The organism is Kitasatospora sp. NPDC087315, from assembly GCF_044744345.1.
Lineage (GTDB): Bacteria > Actinomycetota > Actinomycetes > Streptomycetales > Streptomycetaceae > Kitasatospora.
The window spans coordinates 1-19388 of sequence record NZ_JBIUYD010000008.1 but is presented as its reverse complement, the minus strand read 5'-3'; the positions used below and the strand labels follow the sequence as shown (position 1 = coordinate 19388).

General features: G+C 72.9%; 18 protein-coding genes and 1 tRNA gene. 8 read left to right on the top strand and 11 right to left on the bottom strand.

Features of this window, described 5'->3' with window-relative positions; translation table 11 throughout:
- Positions 1–20: 20 nt before the first annotated feature.
- From ACIO5D_RS13235 to ilvA, 3 genes are all read right to left on the bottom strand, one after another.
- Positions 21–878 (bottom strand): ABC transporter permease, encoded by an 858-nt coding sequence (locus tag ACIO5D_RS13235; protein WP_363607406.1) that lies wholly within the window; start codon positions 876–878, stop codon positions 21–23.
- A gap of 1 nt (position 879) precedes the next feature.
- Positions 880–1965 carry an ATP-binding cassette domain-containing protein gene (locus tag ACIO5D_RS13230; RefSeq protein WP_400659184.1) on the bottom strand — a complete coding sequence of 362 codons (1086 nt, stop codon included), beginning with the start codon at positions 1963–1965 and terminating at the stop codon, positions 880–882.
- Between the two features lie 212 nt (positions 1966–2177).
- Positions 2178–3389, bottom strand: coding sequence for a threonine ammonia-lyase (ilvA, locus tag ACIO5D_RS13225; RefSeq protein ID WP_363607404.1), 1212 nt, complete (start codon positions 3387–3389; stop codon positions 2178–2180).
- A gap of 122 nt (positions 3390–3511) precedes the next feature.
- On the opposite strand from ilvA, the gene ACIO5D_RS13220 reads away from it, so the two are divergent.
- Positions 3512–3997: a MarR family transcriptional regulator gene (locus tag ACIO5D_RS13220; RefSeq protein ID WP_363607403.1), complete on the top strand. Its 486-nt coding sequence runs from the start codon at positions 3512–3514 to the stop codon at positions 3995–3997.
- Here ACIO5D_RS13220 and ACIO5D_RS13215 read toward each other — a convergent pair.
- Complete coding sequence (locus ACIO5D_RS13215) at positions 3994–5148, bottom strand: cystathionine gamma-synthase (protein ID WP_363607402.1); 1155 nt, start codon at positions 5146–5148, stop codon at positions 3994–3996. The genes ACIO5D_RS13220 and ACIO5D_RS13215 overlap by 4 nt on opposite strands.
- A gap of 177 nt (positions 5149–5325) precedes the next feature.
- Between ACIO5D_RS13215 and ACIO5D_RS13210 the strand changes: the two genes are divergently transcribed.
- From ACIO5D_RS13210 to msrA, 3 genes are all read left to right on the top strand, one after another.
- Positions 5326–6942 carry a M48 family metalloprotease gene (locus tag ACIO5D_RS13210; protein WP_400795099.1) on the top strand — a complete coding sequence of 539 codons (1617 nt, stop codon included), beginning with the start codon at positions 5326–5328 and terminating at the stop codon, positions 6940–6942.
- 40 nt (positions 6943–6982) lie between these two features.
- Complete coding sequence (locus ACIO5D_RS13205) at positions 6983–8116, top strand: hypothetical protein (RefSeq protein WP_400795097.1); 1134 nt, start codon at positions 6983–6985, stop codon at positions 8114–8116.
- A 96-nt stretch (positions 8117–8212) separates the two neighbouring features.
- Positions 8213–8878 carry a peptide-methionine (S)-S-oxide reductase MsrA gene (gene msrA, locus ACIO5D_RS13200; RefSeq protein ID WP_400795096.1) on the top strand — a complete coding sequence of 222 codons (666 nt, stop codon included), beginning with the start codon at positions 8213–8215 and terminating at the stop codon, positions 8876–8878.
- A gap of 92 nt (positions 8879–8970) precedes the next feature.
- On the opposite strand, the gene ACIO5D_RS13195 is transcribed toward msrA, so the two are convergent.
- From ACIO5D_RS13195 to ACIO5D_RS13180, 4 genes are all read right to left on the bottom strand, one after another.
- Positions 8971–9462, bottom strand: a complete 492-nt coding sequence (locus tag ACIO5D_RS13195) for a DUF1203 domain-containing protein (protein WP_400795094.1) — start codon at positions 9460–9462, stop codon at positions 8971–8973.
- 77 nt (positions 9463–9539) lie between these two features.
- Positions 9540–10859: an Ig-like domain-containing protein gene (locus ACIO5D_RS13190; protein ID WP_400795092.1), complete on the bottom strand. Its 1320-nt coding sequence runs from the start codon at positions 10857–10859 to the stop codon at positions 9540–9542.
- 175 nt (positions 10860–11034) lie between these two features.
- Positions 11035–11382, bottom strand: coding sequence for a hypothetical protein (locus ACIO5D_RS13185; protein WP_400659197.1), 348 nt, complete (start codon positions 11380–11382; stop codon positions 11035–11037).
- 479 nt (positions 11383–11861) lie between these two features.
- Complete coding sequence (locus tag ACIO5D_RS13180; protein WP_400795090.1) at positions 11862–13262, bottom strand: cystathionine beta-synthase; 1401 nt, start codon at positions 13260–13262, stop codon at positions 11862–11864.
- A 214-nt stretch (positions 13263–13476) separates the two neighbouring features.
- Here ACIO5D_RS13180 and ACIO5D_RS13175 point away from each other — a divergent pair, with 214 nt between their 5' ends.
- From ACIO5D_RS13175 to ACIO5D_RS13165, 3 genes are all read left to right on the top strand, one after another.
- A complete protein-coding gene (locus tag ACIO5D_RS13175; protein WP_400795088.1) occupies positions 13477–14559 on the top strand; it encodes an SGNH/GDSL hydrolase family protein in 1083 nt (360 codons plus the stop codon).
- 111 nt (positions 14560–14670) lie between these two features.
- Entirely contained in the window at positions 14671–15891 is a 1221-nt protein-coding gene (locus ACIO5D_RS13170) for an acetyl-CoA C-acetyltransferase (protein WP_400659201.1), read from the top strand.
- Positions 15892–16182: 291 nt separating this feature from the next.
- On the top strand, positions 16183–17136 hold the full coding sequence (locus tag ACIO5D_RS13165; protein WP_400795086.1) for a hypothetical protein: 954 nt from the start codon (positions 16183–16185) through the stop codon (positions 17134–17136).
- A gap of 100 nt (positions 17137–17236) precedes the next feature.
- Here ACIO5D_RS13165 and ACIO5D_RS13160 read toward each other — a convergent pair whose 3' ends face one another.
- The 3 genes from ACIO5D_RS13160 to ACIO5D_RS13150 all read right to left on the bottom strand — a co-directional run bounded on the left by ACIO5D_RS13160 (position 17237) and on the right by ACIO5D_RS13150 (position 18816).
- A complete protein-coding gene (locus ACIO5D_RS13160; protein WP_363607391.1) occupies positions 17237–17614 on the bottom strand; it encodes a hypothetical protein in 378 nt (125 codons plus the stop codon).
- A gap of 78 nt (positions 17615–17692) precedes the next feature.
- Positions 17693–18592, bottom strand: coding sequence for a Bax inhibitor-1/YccA family protein (locus tag ACIO5D_RS13155; RefSeq protein ID WP_363607390.1), 900 nt, complete (start codon positions 18590–18592; stop codon positions 17693–17695).
- 139 nt (positions 18593–18731) lie between these two features.
- Positions 18732–18816 (bottom strand) — tRNA-Leu (locus tag ACIO5D_RS13150).
- A gap of 297 nt (positions 18817–19113) precedes the next feature.
- Between ACIO5D_RS13150 and ACIO5D_RS13145 the strand changes: the two genes are divergently transcribed.
- On the top strand, positions 19114–19388 hold a 275-nt coding region (locus ACIO5D_RS13145; protein ID WP_400795281.1), incomplete at its 3' end, for an ATP-binding cassette domain-containing protein.

Here is a 19388-nt window from a genome sequence, read left to right as displayed (position 1 = left end):
CGCGGCTGCTCCGGCGGGGCTCAGGCGCTGGCCGAACGGTACTTGCGCACCGACAGCCAGGAGAACACCGCGGTGATCACCAGCGACCAGAGCACCGACACCAGCGTCGCGTGCTGCATCGGCCAGGCGCTGTCCACCGGGCCGACCTGGTTGCCGAACAGGTCGCGGCAGGCCTGCACGGTGGCGCTGAACGGGTTCCAGTAGGCGATCCCCTGCAGCCAGCCCGGCATGCTGCCGATCGGCACGAAGGCGTTGGAGATGAAGGTCAGCGGGAACAGCCAGATCAGCCCGGCCGAGGTGGCCGCCTCGGGGCTGCGCACCGAGAGGCCGATCAGCGCGCCGATCCAGGAGAAGGCGTAGCCGAGCAGGAGCAGCAGCCCGAACGCGCCCAGCGCCTTCAGTACGCCCTCGTCGGTCCGCCAGCCGACCAGCAGCGCCACCATCGCCAGGACGACCAGCGTGAACGCGGTCTGGCAGAGGTCCGCCAGGGTACGGCCGACCAGCACCGCCGAACGGGCCATCGGCAGCGAGCGGAACCGGTCCACCAGGCCCTTGGTCATGTCCTCGGCGATACCGGCGGAGGCTCCGGCCGTCGCGAAGGTCACGGTCTGGGCGAAGATGCCCGCCATCAGGAACTGGATGTACGTGGACGAGCTGGCCTGCGTCCCGGGGATCTGGATCGCCCCGCCCATGACGTACGAGAACAGCAGCACGAACATCACGGGCTGCATCAGCCCGAACACCACGATTTCGGGTATCCGGGTCATCCGGCGCAGGTTCCGCCGGGCGACCACCCAGGAATCGTGCAGGATCGCGGCCGCGCCCCGGCGCTGCCGGGGTACCGCTCCGCCGATGGCGTGCTCGGTGGCGGTCGTCATCTCACAGCTCCTTACCGGCCGCGACGGCCTGCTTGTCCGGGCCGGGGCCGGGGCCGGGGCCGTCCCCGCCGCCCGTCGTGCCCCTGCCGCGGCCGCCCCGGCCCCGGCTCCTTTCCCCGCCCTCGACGCCGTTCTCCTCGCCCTCGGCCGCGGCGGCGTGGCCGGTGAGCGAGAGGAAGACGTCGTCCAGGGTCGGACGACGCAGGCCGATGTCGTCGATCTCGATCGACCGGGCGTCCAGCTCGCGGATCGCGTCCGCGAGCACCCGGGCGCCGCCGCTGACCGGGACGGTGATCTTCCGGGTGTTCCTCTCCAGCACCGGCTCGCCCTTGGCGTACCCGGCCAGCGCGGCGACCGCGTCGCCGACCAGTTCGGCGCGGTGCACCACGACCTCGATCCGCTCGCCGCCGATCTGCGCCTTGAGCTGGTCGGCGCTGCCCCGGGCGATCACCCGGCCGTGGTCGACCACGGCGATGTCGTGGGCGAGGCGGTCCGCCTCCTCCAGGTACTGGGTGGTGAGCAGCAGCGTGGTGCCCTGCTCGACCAGGGTCTCGATGACCTCCCAGAGGGCGAGCCGGTTGCGCGGGTCGAGGCCGGTGGTCGGCTCGTCCAGGAACATCACCGGCGGCCGCACGACCAGGGCGGCGGCGAGGTCGAGCCGGCGGCGCATACCGCCGGAGTAGGTTTTGGCGGTGCGGTTCCTGGCCTCGGTGAGGTTGAACCACTCCAGCAGCTCCAGCGCCCGCGCCTTCGCGTCGCGGGCGCTCATCTGGTAGAGCTCGCCGACCATCTGGAGGTTCTCGAAGCCGGTGAGGTACTCGTCCACCGCCGCGTACTGGCCGGAGAGGCCGATCAGGCTGCGGACCTGGTTGGGGTGCTTGAGCACGTCGACGCCGGCCACCACCGCGCGGCCGGAGTCGGGGCGGAGCAGGGTGGTGAGGACGCGCACGGTGGTGGTCTTGCCGGCGCCGTTCGGGCCGAGCAGCCCGAGCACCGTGCCCTCGGGGACGTCGAGGCTGACGCCGTCCAGGGCTCGTACGTCACCGAAGGTCTTGACCAGATTCTCGGCTTGGATGGCTGGCGCCATGGGCCTGTCTCATCTCCTCGAACGACATTCGGACGATGGTGAGTGATCTGCCCCACTCTGCCCGTGTTCGGGCATGGGGGCGACTCGGTTTCGGCGCCCTCGGTCCGCCGGGCCCCAAAACACGATGTATCGCGAGTCTGGCAGCTCGCGATATATCGCGTCAAGGGAGACGGCTCCGCCCTGAGTTCCCTCCGGATCCCGCCCGGCCGGCCCTACTGCGAGACCACGTACCCGGCGTCCCGCAGCTCGCCGATCACCAGGGCGCAGTGCTCCGGCCCCTTGGTCTCCAGGTGCAGGTCCACCTCGACCTCGGTCAGCCCCAGCCGCGGGTCGATCCGCACATGTGCCACGTCCAGCACGTTCGCGTCCACCTCGGTCAGCACCGCCAGCAGGTTCGCCAGCGAGCCCGGCCGGTCCGCCAGCCGCACCCGGAGCGACAGATAGCGGCCGGCCGCCGCCAGGCCGTGCCGCAGCACCCGCTGCATCAGCTGCGGGTCGATGTTGCCGCCGGAGAGCACCGCCACCACCGGCCCCTCGAACGAGTCCGGCTGCTCCAGCAGCGCCGCGACCGGGCTGGCCCCGGCCGGCTCGACCACCAGCTTCAGCCGCTCCAGGCTCAGCAGCAGGGCCCGCGAGAGCGAGTCCTCGGAGACCGTCCGGACGCCGTCCGCCAGGGTGTTGACCACCTCGAACGGGATGTCCCCGGGCCGGCCGACCATGATCCCGTCCGCCATGGTGGCGATGTGCTCCAGCGACACCGGCCGCCCCGCCGCCAGCGAGGGCGGGTACGCGGCCGCGCCCGCCGCCTGCACCCCGATCACCCGCACGTCCGGGCGGAGCGGCTTGACCGCCGCCGCGATCCCGGCCAGCAGCCCGCCGCCGCCCACCCCGACCAGGATGGTGCGCACCTCGGGGCACTGTTCCAGGATCTCCAGCCCGACGGTGGCCTGGCCGGTGACCACGTCCCAGTGGTCGAAGGGGTGGATGAACACCGCGCCGGTCGCTTCCGCGTAGCGCTGCGCGGCCTGCAGCGCCTCGTCCACCGTGGCGCCGTGCAGCCGGACCTCGGCGCCGTACTCGCGGGTCGCCGCGACCTTGGGCAGCGGCGCGGCCACCGGCATGAAGACGGTCGACCGGACCCCGAGCAGCGAGGCCGCCAGCGCCACCCCCTGCGCGTGGTTCCCGGCGCTCGCCGCGACCACCCCTCCGGCCCGCTGCACCGGCGAGAGTCCCGCGATCCGCACATACGCCCCGCGCAGCTTGAACGAGCCGGTGCGCTGGAGGTTCTCGCACTTCAGGTGGACCGGCGAGCCGATCAGCGCCGAGAGGTGCCGGCTGCCCTCCATTGGCGTCACCCGGGCGACCCCGACGAGCATCTTCTGGGCACCGCGGACGTCGTCGAGGGTGATCGGCCAGCTCTGCATAACGCCAGCCTACGGCCGCCGCGGCGGCCGGCCGGGGACGCCGGGCCTGTTCCCGGGCCCGCCCGGCCCGCGTACGCTGCTGCCTCTGAGCCTCTCTCACCGCACGACGATCGTGAGCCGCGATGACGACGACCTCGCCCCAGGCCACCGACCGCACCGACCCCGTGCACGCCCAACTCCAGTACCATCTGGCGGTGTTCGCCCGCCGGATGGAACAGGTCCGGACCTCCGACGGCGTCGGCGCGCTGGACCGCGCCGCCTATCTCCTGCTCGACCGCCTGGAGCGGCACGGGCCCGCCAATGTGAAGGCGCTGGCCGACGCCCTGGGCGTCGACTCCTCCACGGTCACCCGGCAGGTCGCCCCGCTGGTGGCGGCCGGCCTGGTCGGCCGGGTCCAGGACCCGGCCGACCGCCGTGCCGTACGGCTCGCACTGACCCCGCTCGGCGCCCGCCGGCTGGCCGAAGTGCAGGACGGACGGGCCGAGTTGACCCGCCGCCTGGTGGCCGGCTGGCCACCCGAGGAACAACGCGCGTTCTGCGCCCTGCTGGCCCGCTTCAACCACGCGATGGAGTCGTACACCGCGGACCGGCCAGGGCGGCAGGACTAACCCAGCGCCTGCCGGAGGTCCGCCAGCAGGTCGTCGATCGACTCGATGCCGACCGAGACGCGGACCAGGTCGGCGGGCACCTCCAGGGCCGAACCGGCCACCGAGGCGTGCGTCATCCGGCCCGGGTGCTCGATCAGCGACTCGACGCCGCCCAGCGACTCACCGAGGGTGAACAGCTCCGCGCGGTTGCAGACCTCGACCGCCGCCTCCTCGCCGCCCTTGACGCGGAAGGAGACCATGCCGCCGAACGCCTTCATCTGCTTGGCGGCGATGTCGTGGCCGGGGTGCTCGGGCAGGCCCGGGTAGAGCACCTGGCTGACCTCGGGGTGGCCGGCCAGCAGCTCGGCGACCTTCTCCGCGTTCGAGCTGTGCCGGTCCATCCGCACGCCGAGGGTCTTGATGCCGCGCAGCACCAGCCACGCGTCGAACGGCCCGGAGACCGCGCCCATCGCGTTCTGGTGGTACGCGACCTCCTCGCCGAGGCCCGCGTCGGCCAGCACCAGCGCACCGCCGACCACGTCCGAGTGGCCGCCCATGTACTTGGTGGTGGAGTGCACGACCGCGTCCGCGCCGAGCGAGATCGGCTGCTGCAGGTACGGGCTGGCGAAGGTGTTGTCGACCACCAGCAGCGCGCCGGCGCCGTGCGCGATCTCGGCGAGCGCGGCCAGGTCGGTGATGCCCAGCAGCGGGTTGGACGGGGTCTCCACCCAGACCGCGCGGGTGTTGGGGCGCAGCGCCTCGCGGACGGTCGCCAGGTCCTGGGTGTTGGCGACGGAGAACTCGACGCCCCAGCGGGTCAGCACCTTGGCGAAGAGCCGGAAGGTGCCGCCGTAGGCGTCGTTGGGGATCACGATGTGGTCGCCCGGCTTGAGGACGGTGCGCAGCAGGGTGTCCTCGGCGGCCAGGCCGGAGGCGAAGGCGAGCCCGCGCGCGCCGCCCTCCAGCGCCGCGAGGCACTCCTCCAGCGCGGTACGGGTGGGGTTGGCGCTGCGGCTGTACTCGTAACCGCCCCGCAGGCCGCCCACCCCGTCCTGCTTGTAGGTGGACACCTGGTAGATCGGCGTGACGACGGCCCCGGTCTGGGGGTCTGCTTCCTGACCCGCGTGGATGGCGAGAGTCTCGAAGCCCTGGGGAAGCTGGTGCTCGGTCATAGCACTGAGGGTAGTGCGCAAATGCGTCGAAGCCCGGTCAGAGCGAAAGCCCGGTGCAGCTCGTCACACCCGGCCGCTACGATCTGCACGCACCGTACACATGTTCACCAGCGCCGCACCCTGCGGCACCCTCCGGGGGAGGACCACCGCATGGGCGCGCCCCAGCATCCCACCGGCATGAGCACGTCCACCAGAGCCCTGACCGCCGTGGTGATGCTCGCCGGCTTCTACCTGCTCGCCCTCGGCATCGTCGTGGGCCTGATCGTTCTCGATGTCGGTCTGTACCAGGCCGCCGGCCACGTGAACCCGGGCGTGCTCAAGATCTGGGCGCTCACCGCCCTCGTCGCCTACCCCGTGGTCCGGGCGGTCTTCCTGACCCGTAGTCGCGAGGACGGCGGAGAGCTGCCCGGGGTGCCCGCCGACCGCGAACAGCAGCCCGCGATCTGGGCCGTGGTGGACCGCGTCGCCGAGCGGACCGGCGTCCGCGGCCCGGCCGGGATCCGGCTCGTCCCTGACGTCAACGCGGGTGTGCTGGAGGAGACCAGGCTGCTCGGCCTGCTGCCCGGCAAGCGCCATCTGGTGATCGGCACCCCGCTGCTGATGGGCCTCACCGAGGGCGAGCTGGAGGCCGTCCTGGCCCACGAGTTCGGCCACTACAGCAACCAGGACGTCCGGCTGGCCGGTATCACCGTGGCCGGCCGTACCGCGATCCTGCGCGCCGTCGGAGACCTGCACCAGAGCGCCGACGCGCACAAGGCCGAGGAGGCCGCCAAGCTCCAGGCCAAGGCCGAGAAGCGGATCGCCAAGGGCCGCAAGCCGTCCGAGGAGAAGGCCACCGGCGGCGTCGACCGGGTGCTGGCCAAGCTCTTCACCCTGTACGCGAAGCTGTACTTCCGGGTCTCCGAGTCGGTCAGCCGCCGTCAGGAGTACGCCGCCGACCTGGTGGCCGCCCGGCTGGCCGGCCGCGAGGCCACCGCCTCCGCGCTGCGCAAGGTCCCGGTGCTGGACGCCGCCCAGGGCTTCTACCTCAACGGCTACGCCACCCTCGGCTGGGGCGCCGGCCTGCTCCCGCCGCCCGGCCAGTTCTACGGCGGCCTCGCCCACCTGCTGAGCGACCCGAAGCGTCGCCAGGAGCTGGCCGATCTCGCCCTCGGCCTGCCCGAGCACGAGCCCGACCCGTACGACTCGCACCCGCCGATCGACCGCCGGGTCGCCGCCGTCGAGGCACTGCCCGACGACGGCCGCGGCGCCGGTGCGACCGGACCCGCCTTCGCCCTGCTGCACGACGCCGAGCGCGTCCTCGTCGAGCTGGAGGTCGTCAGCCTGGTCCCGGAGGCCGCCGGCAAGCAGCGGGTGGAATGGCCGGAGCTGGTACGGACGGCCATGCTGGCGCACGCCCGTGAGGCGGCCGGTCCGGCCTGCCGGGCGCTGACCGGGCTGGGCCTGCCGCCCACGGTCCACGGCCTGCTCGACGCCGTCGACGGCGGCCGGGCGTGGGAGTTCACCGACCTGCTGCCGAAGAGCGAGCAGGCGGCCGCCGCCACCGGCCGGGCCGTCCGCGAGTTCGCCCGCCCCGTGCTGCGCGAGGAGCTCGGCCACGCCTTCGTGGTGGCCCTCGTCGAAAGCGGCCTGGCCTCCTGGGAGTTCTCCTGGTCGCGCTCGGCCGAGCTGCGCCTGCCCGAGGGCATGGCCGACGCCCTCGACCGGGCCCTCGACTCCGCCTGCGCCGACCGGCCGGACACCGCGCCGCTGCGTGCCCTGCTCGCCGGCGCGACCGAGCCCGTCTCGGCCTGACCGTTCCGCCGTCCTTTCCCCGCTATCCGGAAGAACATCTGTGATCGGCATCATCGTCCTGACCTTCGTCGGACTGGCCCTGCTGTTCCCCGTGGTCATGACCCGGCTCGCCAAGCGCAAGCTGGCCCAGCTGGAGCGGGCCAGGGCCGCCATCGCCCGCCACGAGGGGCGGCTCGCCGAGGAGGAGCGCGCCGGCAACACCATCACCCCGGCCGAGCACGGCCTGCTGCTGGGCAGCGAGCTGGTCGTGGAGGGCGAGCCGGGCCCCGAGGAGCTGGCCGCGCTCCGGGCCGCCGAGTCGGGCGACTGGCGGCCGGCCGCCGCGTACCTGGCCGGCGGCGCGAACGCCGACGCCCGGGTGCGGCGGATGCGCCCGCTGTCGCAGCTGGCCGCCGAGGACGACACCTGGCTGCGGGCCTGGCGCGAGGAACGGCCCGAGGACCCGACCGCCGCACTGCTGCACGCCGACGCGCTGGTCCTGCTGGCCTGGAACATCCGCACCGGCTCGGCCGCCCGGCAGGTGTCCGCCGAGCAGTTCGCGGGATTCCACCGGGTGCTGCGGGAGGCCGAGGAGGCTTCCGCCGAGGCGGCCGCGCTGGCCCCCGACGACCCGAACCCCTGGGCGACCCAGCTCTCCATCGCGATGGGCCTCGGCTGGGACCACGACCGGTTCGGGGCGCTGTGGTCCGAGATCGTCAAGCGCGACCCGTACCACTGGGCGGCCCACAACCGGGCCCTGCAGTACTGGTGCGCCAAGTGGCGGGGCAGCCACGAGCTGATGCACGGGTTCATCGACGAGGCCGTCGCCGCGGCGCCGGCCGGCAGCCTGCTGGCACCGATGAAGCTGGAGGCGTACTACGAGCAGTTCGCCCGGGACGACGAGAAGCGCACCGCCTGGCAGCGGCCCGAGGTGGGCGCCGCGCTCGACGCCGCGCTCGCCGACCTGGCCGCCGCCGACCCCGGCCACCACCGGATCCTGTACGCCCGGGGCTGGCTCGCCTTCGCGCTGACCCGCGCCGGCCGGGCCACCGAGGCGATGGAGCAGTACCGCGCGCTGGGCCGGTTCATCCCCCAGCCGTGGGCCGCCTGGTACGACGACCCCAGGCAGCACTTCGTCGACACGCGGATCGACGCCGTCAAGGCCTCGACGAAGGCCGCCGGGACCTCCGCCTGACCCCCTGCCCCACCCGCTCGCGGCCGCCTCCGGAATCCGGTGGCGGCCGTCGGCGTTGGACTGTCTGCCATCCTTGCCGACCAGTTGGAGCAGGCCGTGCTGTTCAACCGTCACAAGACCTCGCTCGTCCCTCCCGACCAGGCGCTGCCCGGCCGGCCGGAGCCGTCCTTCGCCCTGCGCGAGCCGCACACCGTGCTCGGGCACCCGCTCACCGGGCCGTACCCGGACGGGCTGGAGGTGGCCGACTTCGGGCTCGGCTGCTTCTGGGGCGCCGAGCGGACGTTCTGGCGCCTGCCCGGCGTCTGGACAACGCTGGTCGGCTACCAGGGCGGGTACACCCCCAACCCGACGTACGAGGAGGTGTGCAGCGGGCTGACCGGGCACACCGAGGCGGTCCGGGTGGTCTACGACCCGGCGGTGATCTCGTACGAGCGCCTGCTGAAGACCTTCTGGGAGTCGCACGACCCGACGCAGGGCAACCGCCAGGGCAACGACGTGGGCACCCAGTACCGGTCCGCCGTCTACACCCACTCCCCGGCCCAGCAGAAAGCCGCGACCGCCACCCGGGACGCCTTCCAGCCGGCGCTGACCGCGATCGGCCTCGGCACCGTCACCACCGAGATCGCTCCGGCCGGCCCGTTCTACCCGGCCGAGCCGTACCACCAGCAGTACCTGTCCGACGCCAAGAACCCGAACGGCTACTGCGGCCTCGGCGGCACCGGCGCGAGCTGCCCGATCGGCGTCGCCCGCACCGGGGGCTGACCGGGCGGCCCGGGTGGTCGGCGACGAGCCCTGCGTCTTCGTCGACCGGCAGGGCTTCGCCGACTACGCCGAGCGCTGATCCACCGGCCGGTTCAGGCCCGCCGGACCTCGTGCAGGAAGCAGCCGAAGTGCAGTGCCCGGACGTGCACCACGGCCACCTCCGGGTCGGCCAGCAGCTCGGTGGCGGCGGCCTCGGCGGTGTCCGGGGTGACCGGCACACCGCGCAGGATGTGCCCACGCCGGTCGTAGGCGCGCAGCACCCGCTCGCCGCCGTGGAAGCCCGCCGGCCAGGCGTCCCCGGCCCCGGGGCACGGTCCGGCGTGCACGAAGACCGGACCGGTCTCGTCGTACGGGCCCGGGTCGGCACCGGTCTCGGCGGCCCAGCGGCGCAGCGGCGCATAGCCGGTCAGCAGGATCGCCTCGCCGGGCCTGGCCCGGGTCAGGCAGCAGCGCAGCGGGGCGCCGCCGTCCTCGTTCCCGGCCGGCACCGGCGGGCGGCCCGCGTCGTCGCGCTCCCGCAGCGCCGCGAGGACGGCCGGGTCGATCGGGCGGACGGCCAGGGCGGGTGTGGTGGTTGTGGTCATGCCTCCACCCTGGCGCCCCGGCCGCCCGGAGTCCGGCGGGTTTCGGCCGTCGCGTTCGCCGTCCGCCCGGAGCGCGGTCAGATCGCGCTGCCGGCCTTCCAGGCGGCCCAGCCCAGGTTCCAGCCGTTGAGGCCGTTGGACGGCTCGACGGTCTTGTCGCCGGAGTTCACGACCTCGACCACGTCACCGATCATCGAGCTCTTGTAGAACTTGTAGCCGTCCTTGGCGGCGTCCTGGCCGCCCTGGGCGTCCCGCAGGCCGACGCAGCCGTGGCTGGTGTTCTGGCCGCCGAAGATCGTCGACGGGGACCAGTAGTTGCCGTGGATGAAGGTGCCCGAGGTGGTCAGCCGCTGGGCGTGCGGCACGTCGGCGATGTCGTACTCGCTGCCGAGGCCGACGGTCTGCGAGTTCATCCGGGTCTGCTGGAACTGCTCGGAGATGACCATCTTGCCACCCCAGGTGCGGAACTCGGGCGCGCCGCCGGAGATCGCGTAGACGGCGCTGACCTGGCCGTCGGTGGTGACGGTGAGCTTCTTGGTGGCGAGGTCGGCGACGCTGGTCTGCGCCCGGCCGATGGTGAAGCGGACGTCCTTGGACTGGGTGCCGTAGACGCCCTTGGCGCCCTGGACGTCCTTGAGCCGGAGCTTGACGGTGACCTTGGTGCCCTTGGCCCAGTAGTCCTGCGGCCGGAAGTCGAGGCGGGTGCTGGAGAACCAGTGCCCGACGATCTCGACGCCCGGCTCGGCTATGACGGTGATCGCCTGCTGGACGGTCTTGCGGTCGGTGACCGGCTTGCTGAAGTTGATCGACACCGGCATGCCGACGCCGACGACGGAGCCGTCCTCGGGGGTGAAGTAGCCGACGAAGGTGTTGGCCGGGGTCGCCGTGGTGAAGGCGGCGTTGGCGTTCGCCTCGCGCTTGTCCTTGTCGGTGGCGGTGGCGGCGACGGTGTACTTGGTGCCGCTGGCCGGGGCCGCGGCGGAGGTCCAGCTGGTGCCGTCGGAGGAGAGCTGGCCGGCCAGCGCCTTGCCGGTGGAGTCGGTGACCGTGACCGAGCCGAGGGTGCCGTCGGCGACGGTGACCTTGACCGGCTCGCTGAAGCTGGCCCCGGTGGCGCCGTCGGCGGGGGTGACGGTGATGACGGCCGCCGAGGTCTTCGGCGGGGTGCTGGCGCTCGCGCTGGTGGCCGGGCTTTCGGTGGTGCCGGTGCCGCCGGTGCCGTCCGCGGCCGGGGTGCTCCCGCCTGCGGCGTTCCCGCCGGTGGTGGCGTTCCCGGTGCTCTTGCTGTCGTTGCAGGCCGCCAGCAGCAGGACCGGCGCTCCGATCAGGCCCGCCAGCACGCCGCGCCGACTCCAGTTTCCGCCGCCTGCCCGGCCCTGCGCGTCCCGTGCCGTCACGTCGTCTTCTCCCTGCTGATCATCCCGGGCATTACGGATACAGAAACGCAATCCGCCCCTTCACGGTTCCACCACCGACGGGTAGCGATCGTATGAGACGACTCAATTTCCCGCCAAATATGGGCAAAACGCCCGGTCTGCGGTGAGCAGACCGGGCGGTCACACGTCGTGACGACTACTCGGCGGACTCGCCGGACTCGTCCACCGTGTACTCGTCCCAGCCGTCCCCCTCGGGGTCGAACTCGGTCTGCGCGGACTCCCAGGTCGCCGAGGCGAGCTCCACGCCCGGGACGTCGCCGAGGAGGGCGACCGGGTCGATGAAGTGGGCGAGCGAACCCGACGGGTCCACGTCGATGGCCTCGACGGACTGGGCGCGCTCCTCGTCGTCGAGGTACTCGTCGTCCGCCACCTGCTTCAGGGCGGCGTTCTTGAGCGCCTGCTCGTCGGTGATCTCGGCGATGAGCTCGATGCTGAGCCGGACGTAGCGCGGTGCGTCCTGGCCGGTCGTTTCAGTGCTGGTCATGCGTGCGAGGGTACGGGAAGGGCCGGCCCCTCCGGAGAGGGACCGGCCCTGCCGCCTCCGTCTGGGCTCCCCCACCCGGGAGCCGCGGAGACGCGCCGGACGGCGCGGTGGATGCCGCGGGAGCCGCCGCACCCTGTCCACCGGCCGAAGCCGGACAGGGGCGGGACGACGGCGTCTCCCACGGTGGCCCCTCCTTGCCCGATGCCGGGCAAGGAGTGGGCCCCTCCTGCCCGATGCCGGGCAAGGAGGGCCAAGGACACAGCCGGCCGGGTCAGGGCCGACCGACGTGTCCGGAGCCGACCGCGGTCGCCGGGGAGCCGCTCCCGGACGGTTGCCGTCGCCTCGTGCGGCGTCTTGCCGTTGACACCACCATGCCCGACCCTTGTTAACCACGTGCTGCGGGCAGGTGACGCCGGTGTACCACGTGGGCCGTGGACGAATCTTCAGCCGACCGGCCCAGTCCCCGGGGTGACCGCGCGTCAGTGCGCGGCGCGGCCGGTGAGGAAGCCCAGCAGGTCCTGGCGGGTGACGATGCCCTGCGGCTTGCCCTCCACCAGCACCACCGCCGCGTCGGCCTTCTCCAGCACCGTCATCAGGTTGGTGACGGTCTCGCCCGAGCCGACCACCGGCAGCGGCTTGGACATCACCTTGTCCAGGGTGTCGGTCAGCGTGATCTCGTTCGCGAAGATGCCCTCCAGCAGCAGCTTCTCCACCACCGAGCCGATCACCTCGCCGGCCATGATGTCGGGGTGCCCGGCGCCCGGGGAGACCACCGGCATCTGCGAGACGCCGTACTCGCGCAGCACCCGCACCGCCTCGGCGACCGTCTCGTTGGGGTGCATGTGGACGAACTGCGGGATGCCCTCGTGCTCGATGGCGTTCTTGCGGGCCAGCACCTCGCTGATGTGCGCCTCGTCGGTGGACGACGGCAGGAAGCCGTAGTCGGCCATCCAGTCGTCGTTGAAGATCTTGGACAGGTAGCCGCGGCCGCCGTCCGGCAGCAGCACCACGACGACGTCGTCCGGGCCGAGCTCCTTGGCCACCTCCAGCGCGGCGACCACGGCCATCCCGCAGGAGCCGCCGACCAGCAGGCCCTCCTCCTTGGCCAGGCGGCGGGTCATCTGGAAGGAGTCCTTGTCGGAGACGGCGACGATCCCGTCCGCGACGCTGCGGTCGTAGGCGGTCGGCCAGAAGTCCTCACCGACGCCCTCGACCAGGTACGGCCGGCCGGTGCCGCCCGAGTAGACCGAGCCCTCCGGGTCGGCGCCGATCACCTTGACCTTGCCGCCGGAGACCTCCTTCAGGTAGTTGCCGGTGCCGGAGATGGTGCCGCCGGTGCCGACGCCCGCCACGAAGTGGGTGATCCGCCCCTCGGTCTGCTCCCACAGCTCCGGACCGGTGGAGTGGTAGTGCGAGGCCGGGTTGTCCGGGTTGGAGTACTGGTCCGGCTTCCAGGCGTTGGGCGTCTCACGGACCAGCCGGTCGGAGACGTTGTAGTAGGAGTCCGGATGCTCGGGCGCGACGGCGGTCGGACAGACCACTACCTCGGCACCGTACGCGCGCAGCGTGTTGATCTTGTCGGTGGACACCTTGTCCGGGCAGACGAAGATGCACTTGTAGCCCTTCTGCTGGGCCACGATCGCCAGCCCGACGCCCGTGTTGCCGGAGGTCGGCTCCACGATCGTGCCACCCGGCTTCAGCGCGCCCGAGGCCTCGGCGGCCTCGATCATGCGCATCGCGATGCGGTCCTTCACCGAGCCGCCGGGGTTGAAGTACTCGACCTTCGCCAGCACTGTCGCGCTGATGCCCTCGGTGACCTTGTTCAGCTTGACCAGTGGCGTGTTGCCGACCAGGTCGATGATCGAGTTGTGGTACCGCACGGGGGTCCTCCCGGTCTGTGGGCATGCGAGTGCATTCGGTACCCAAAGCGTAGGGCCCCGGAATCACCACGTCCGCCCGCAGCGCGTGGCCGCCGGCCGGCCCCCGGATGGACGCCGCCGGCCGATAGCGTGCGGCCGGCGGCGGGTAGAAGAGGTGTACAGGCGCTGGAGTGGCCCCGTCGGGGGCGGCACGAGGACGCGAAGGGGGCACCGGATGCCAGGGGCACAGGAGTCGCGGGCCCGGGTGGCCCGACGGATCGCCACCGCGGCGGCGTACGGCGGAGGCGGGCTCGGCCTGCTGGGCGTGGGGCTGGTGGGGGTGCTGCTGACCGAGAGCAAGCTGGCCGTCCAGGCCATCGGCGTCCTGGACACGAACCCGCCCAAGGCCGACGGCGTGTACGGCGAGGCCTTCGCGGACGCCGCCGCCGGGCCGCGGCCACCGCTGGTGCTCGCCTTCCTCGGTGACTCCACCGCCGCCGGGCTCGGTGTGCTGCGCGCCCGCGAGACCCCGGGGGCGCTGCTCGCGGCGGGCCTCGCCTCGGTGGCGGAGCGGCCGGTCCGGCTGGTCAACGTGGCCCGCCCGGGCGGGCGCTCGGCCGATCTCTCCGGCCAGCTGGAGCAGGCCCTGCCGCACCGCCCCGACATCGCGGTGATCATGGTCGGCGCCAATGACGTCACCCGGCACAGCCCGGCCCAGGCCGCGGTGCGCCAGCTCGGCGAGGCGGTCGCGGCACTGCGGGCCAACGGGTGCGAGGTGGTCGTCGGCACCTGCCCCGACCTCGGCACGATCAAGCCGGTCCGCCCGCCGCTGCGCTGGGTGGCCCGCCGGCTCAGCCGGCAGCTGGCCGCCGCGCAGACCATCGCGGTGGTGGGGGCGGGCGGCCGGACGGTCTCGCTGGGCTCGCTGCTCGGGCCGGAGTTCGCGGCCCGGCCGGAGATGTTCGCCGCCGACCGCTACCACCCGTCGGCCCAGGGCTACGCGACGGCCTCGATGGCCGTGCTGCCCTCGGTCTGCGCCGCGCTCGGCCTCTGGCCCGAGGAGGAGCGGCCGGCCGGGACGCTCCCGGACGCGACGGTGCTGCCGGTGGCGGTGGCCGCGGCGGCCGCGGCGGGCCGGGCCGGTTCCGAGGTGGCGGCCGTCGGCGCCGAGGGCGCGGCCCGGCGCTGGGCGCTGCTGCGGCAGCGGCTGCGGGTCGGCCTGCCCGGCCCGTGGGCCGCCGAGGAGCCGCGGGGCGGGCCCGGGCCGGACACCGGGAACACGTCGGCCAGCTCACACGCCGGGGCTGGTGACGCCTGAACTACCAGACGGTAACTTTCCTCCCGGACGTCCACCCGGACCGTCCCGGCCACCCGCCGGGCCACCGCCCGGGCGGCCGCAGCCCGAAGGTCACTCAGCGAGGAGCCCGCCATGCCCGAAGCCGTCATCGTCAGCGCCGCCCGTTCGCCGATCGGCCGGGCCTTCAAGGGCTCGCTCAAGGACGTCCGCCCGGACGACCTGACCGCGCACGTCATCGGCGCCGCACTGGCCAAGGTCCCCCAGCTCGACCCGCGCGAGATCGACGACCTGATGCTCGGCTGCGGCCTGCCCGGCGGCGAGCAGGGCCACAACCTGGCCCGGATCGTGGCCGTGCAGATGGGCATGGACTACCTGCCCGGCACGACCGTCACCCGCTACTGCTCGTCCTCGCTGCAGACCACCAGGATGGCGCTGCACGCGATCAGGGCCGGCGAGGGCGACATCTTCGTCTCGGCCGGCGTGGAGACCGTCTCGCGCAGCGTCCACGGCACCTCGGACGGCATGCCGGGCACCATGAACCCGCTCTTCGACGAGGCCCGGGCCCGCACCGCCAGGCGCGCCGAGGAGGGCGGCGGCGAGTGGCACGACCCGCGCGCGGACGGCCTGCTGCCGGACGCCTACATCGCGATGGGCCAGACCGCCGAGAACCTGGCCGCGCTCAAGGGCATCACCCGGGCCGAGCAGGACGAGTTCGGCGTCCGCTCGCAGAACCTCGCCGAGGCCGCCGTCAAGGCCGGCTTCTGGGAGCGCGAGATCACCCCGGTCACGCTGCCGGACGGCACCGTGGTCAGCGCGGACGACGGCCCCCGCGCGGGCGTCACGCTGGAGGGCGTCTCGGGCCTGAAGCCGGTCTTCCGGCCGGACGGCACCGTGACCGCCGGTAACTGCTGCCCGCTGAACGACGGCGCCGCCGCGCTGGTCGTCATGTCCGACACCAAGGCCCGCGAACTGGGCATCACCCCGCTCGCCCGGGTGGTCTCCACCGGCGTCAGCGCCCTCTCCCCGGAGATCATGGGCTACGGCCCGGTCGAGGCGTCCCGACAGGCGCTCAGGCGCGCCGGGCTGACCATCGGTGACATCGACCTGGTCGAGATCAACGAGGCCTTCGCGGCCCAGGTCATCCCGTCCTACCGGGATCTGGGCATCGACCTGGACCGACTGAACGTCAACGGCGGCGCGATCGCGGTGGGCCACCCCTTCGGCATGACCGGCGCCCGGATCACCACGACGCTGATCAACTCCCTGCAGTGGCACGACAAGCAGTTCGGCCTGGAGACCATGTGCGTGGGCGGCGGCCAGGGCATGGCGATGGTCGTCGAGCGGCTCGGCTGACCCTCCGCCGTCAACCCCCAAGGGTCCAGACCACCCATTTGGAGTGACGCAGAGTAATTGAGGGCCGGATCACATTCAGAGGTCGATCCGGCCCTCGATTCTGTCGTTTTGGGCCCGGAAATCGACAGTGCGGAGCGGATCAACTCCGCAGCGTAGAACGGTGTTACCTAACAATTTGAGGACAAAGGCGAAGGTCGTGGACAAATTGGACATTCGCCCCTGCGGTAACGGCCCCGCATGCGGCAGTGTGGAGAGGTAACCCCGTTCCGCTCCTCGCTAGGAGTACGTTCCGTGAGCGCCGTCTACACCATCCTGCTGCTGATCCTGATCGCCGTGTCGACCGCCGTGCTGCTCCGTCTCCGAGGGCTCTCCCGCCGGTTGGACGCGCAGGCCACGGCCGTACCCGCGCCGGTCGACGAGGCCGCGATACGCCGGGCCGTCGCCGAGGCGCTCGCCGCCGACCGCGAGCGGGAGATCACCGAGGCCCGGGCGTTCTGGGCCGAGCAGGAGGCCCGCGCGGCCGAGGACGCGCCACTGTTCGACTCCCCCTTCGCCGGTGTGCTCGGCGGCACCGACGAGTGGCCGCTCTTCTTTCCCCGCCCCACCGGCCCGCAGGACGCCGCCGACCACTCGGGCACCATGGACCCGGAGTTCGGCGAGGCGTTGCGCTCCGCGCTGGAGGACCTGATCAACGAGGGCGTCGTCGGACCGGTCGCCGCCGGCCCCGACACCGAGGGCGGTGCTCCGCTGCGCCCGGGCCACCCAGCCGGTGCGCCGTCCGGCGAGGCCGGCGGCGACGCCCGGGCCCGCCGGGAGGCCGACCTGCTGGCCACCGGTCTGGAGGCCGGGCTGCTGGACGCCGAACCCGCCGTCGAGGACGCGCCGGTGACCATGCCCGACCCCCGCCGCCACCCCTCGCACCCCGACTTCGTCCCCAGCCAGGCGCCGTCCCGCGAGTGGACCGACACCCGGCTGACCACGCTCGCCGAGGAGGGCGTCGCACTGGTGGACGTCCGCCCCGGCCCGCTCGGCACGCTGGACGTGTACGCCTTCGCCGACGGCACCACGCTCTGCGTCGCCCCCGGCGACCGGGAGGCGGCCTACCGGCTGATCGACGCGGTCCGGGCGGGCGAGGACGTCCGGCTGCTCGGCGGTTCGCGGTTCTCCGGCTCGTACTCGCTGACCTTCTCCACCGACGAGGACGCCGTGTACGTGCTCGCCGACCGGGTGGTCGCGAGCATCTGACCGCATACCAGAAGGCCGGCCGGGTCATGGGGTTACCGACCCGGCCGGCCTTCGGCCTGTCCGGGTCCGCCCGGGTCCGGTACCGCCCGGGCCGTACGCCTCAGGCGCAGAGCGCCGCCGTCGCCGCCACCGCGGCCAGGGTCTCGGCCAGCACCACCGGGACGGGGGCAGGCCCGGCCGCCGGTGCCGGGAGCGGCACCCCGGCGCCCTCGGGCAGGGCGGCCAGCGCGGCCGCCAGATCGTGCCCGGCCACCGCCAGCTGGTCCCCGACGGCGAACGCCCCGGCGTCCGGGAACTCCCGCGCCGGCCCGCCCTCCGCCGCCAGCGCCACCGCCGCCAGCCGCCGGGCCAGCGCCAGTCCGGCGGCCGCCCGCGAGTCGTGGCCGGGCACCGCGCCCAGCAGCCGGCTCTGCGGCATCGAGCGGAAACGATCCGCCAGGGAGTCGACGACTTCGGTGAGAGAGGCTGCTTCGGGCATACCGCGAGCCTAACGAAAGCCGCCGGGCCCGGAGCGGGAGGCTCCGGGCCCGGCGGCAGTGCGCGGGTGCGGCGGGGATCAGTCGTCGCCGCGCAGGATCGCGATCAGCCGCAGCATCTCGACGTAGATCCAGACCAGCGAGAGGGTGAGCCCGAAGGCGGCCCGCCAGGACTCCTTCTGCGGAGCGCCCTGGGCGATGGCCTCCTCGATGGCGGCGAAGTCCAGCGAGAGGAAGAAGGCGCCCAGGCCGATGCCGACCAGGCCGACCACGATGCCCAGCGGGCCGGAGCGCAGACCCATCTCCGCGCCGAACATCGACGCGACCATGTTGATCACCATCAGCAGCACGAAGCCCATGGCGATCGCGATGCCGATCCGCGTGTAGCGGGGCGTGACCCGGATCCGGCCGGTCTTGTAGGCGATCAGCATCGCCGCGAAGACCGCCGCGGTGCCCAGCACCGCCTGGATCGCGATGCCCGGCCAGAGGGTGTTGAACACCTTGGTCACGGCACCGAGGGCAAAGCCCTCCAGACCCGCGTAGAGCAGGATCAGCGGCGGGCTGACGCTCCGCTTGAAGGAGACGACCATGCCGACCACGAAGGCCACCAGGCCGGCGCCCACCGCGTAGCCGTAGTTCTCGCCCGGCAGCGCGAACCAGGCCACCGCACCGGCGGCGACCAGGGTGAGCAGCGTCATGGCGGTACGCGCGACCACGTCGTCGAGCGTCATCCGACCCGTCGCCAGCGGACCGGCCGACGGCGCCCGGTACATCTCGACCAGCTGCTCGTCGGTCAGCGGCCCCTGCCCCTGCGACTGCTGGGCGTACGGGTTGTTGCCGTACGGATTGCTCTGGTTGTGGGGGTCTGCGGCGTACGGGCTCCCGGCCGGCGGGGCCTGCGTGGTGGTGCCGAAACCCGCGTAGCCGGGCTCGCGGGTGAAGGACCCCTCCCGCGAGAAGACCGGGTTGCTGCTTCTCATTGCTCATTCCCTCCGTGGCGGCACAGCGCCGCCCGACCACCAGGGTAATGGCTTGGCAAAGAAATCGGGATACGCCGCGAGGATGATCCGCCGGAGGACGCCCGGCGGGGGCGCCGGAAGGCGCCCCCGCGACGTCGAGTGGTGCCCGGAGCCGGACTCGAACCGGCACGGCCTCGCGGCCAAGCAGTTTTAAGCTGCCCGTGTCTGCGTTCCACCATCCGGGCCTGCGGACCTGCCCGAGCCCGGCCGGAGGTGGTGCTCCACCCCCGTGCAGGCCACCCCTGAGCCTAGTCTCCCGCCTCCCTCTTTCGCATGTTCCCAGCCAGGGAAGTTGTCATGTTTCCTTGCCATCTGACGAACAGTTCGCGATTTGGCCACCCAGGGCGTGCGATCCGGCCACCGGTCCCCGGTCAGGGTCCGTGTCATACCGAAGGATGAGGGCCTTACCAGGGAGTACGCCCAGCGGTGGTCAGGCCAACCGTCCGGCGGAGCGACGAGAAACCATGATCACGCAGCGGAGCATGGAGGTACGGCCGGAACCCCCCGGGGCCCGGCCGGCCGGCTGCCTCCCGGCGCCCCGGCACCTCCCCCCGCATCCCGCGACCCCAAGGAGCACCCCCGTGACCACGTCGACCGCAACCGCCGTCCGTACCGGCCGGGCGGCCGCCCGCGCCACCGGTCTGAACAAGGTCTACGGGGAAGGGGAGACCCGCGTCGTCGCCCTCGACAACGTCAGCGTCACCTTCCCGCAGGGCGAGTTCACCGCCATCATGGGCCCCTCCGGCTCCGGCAAGTC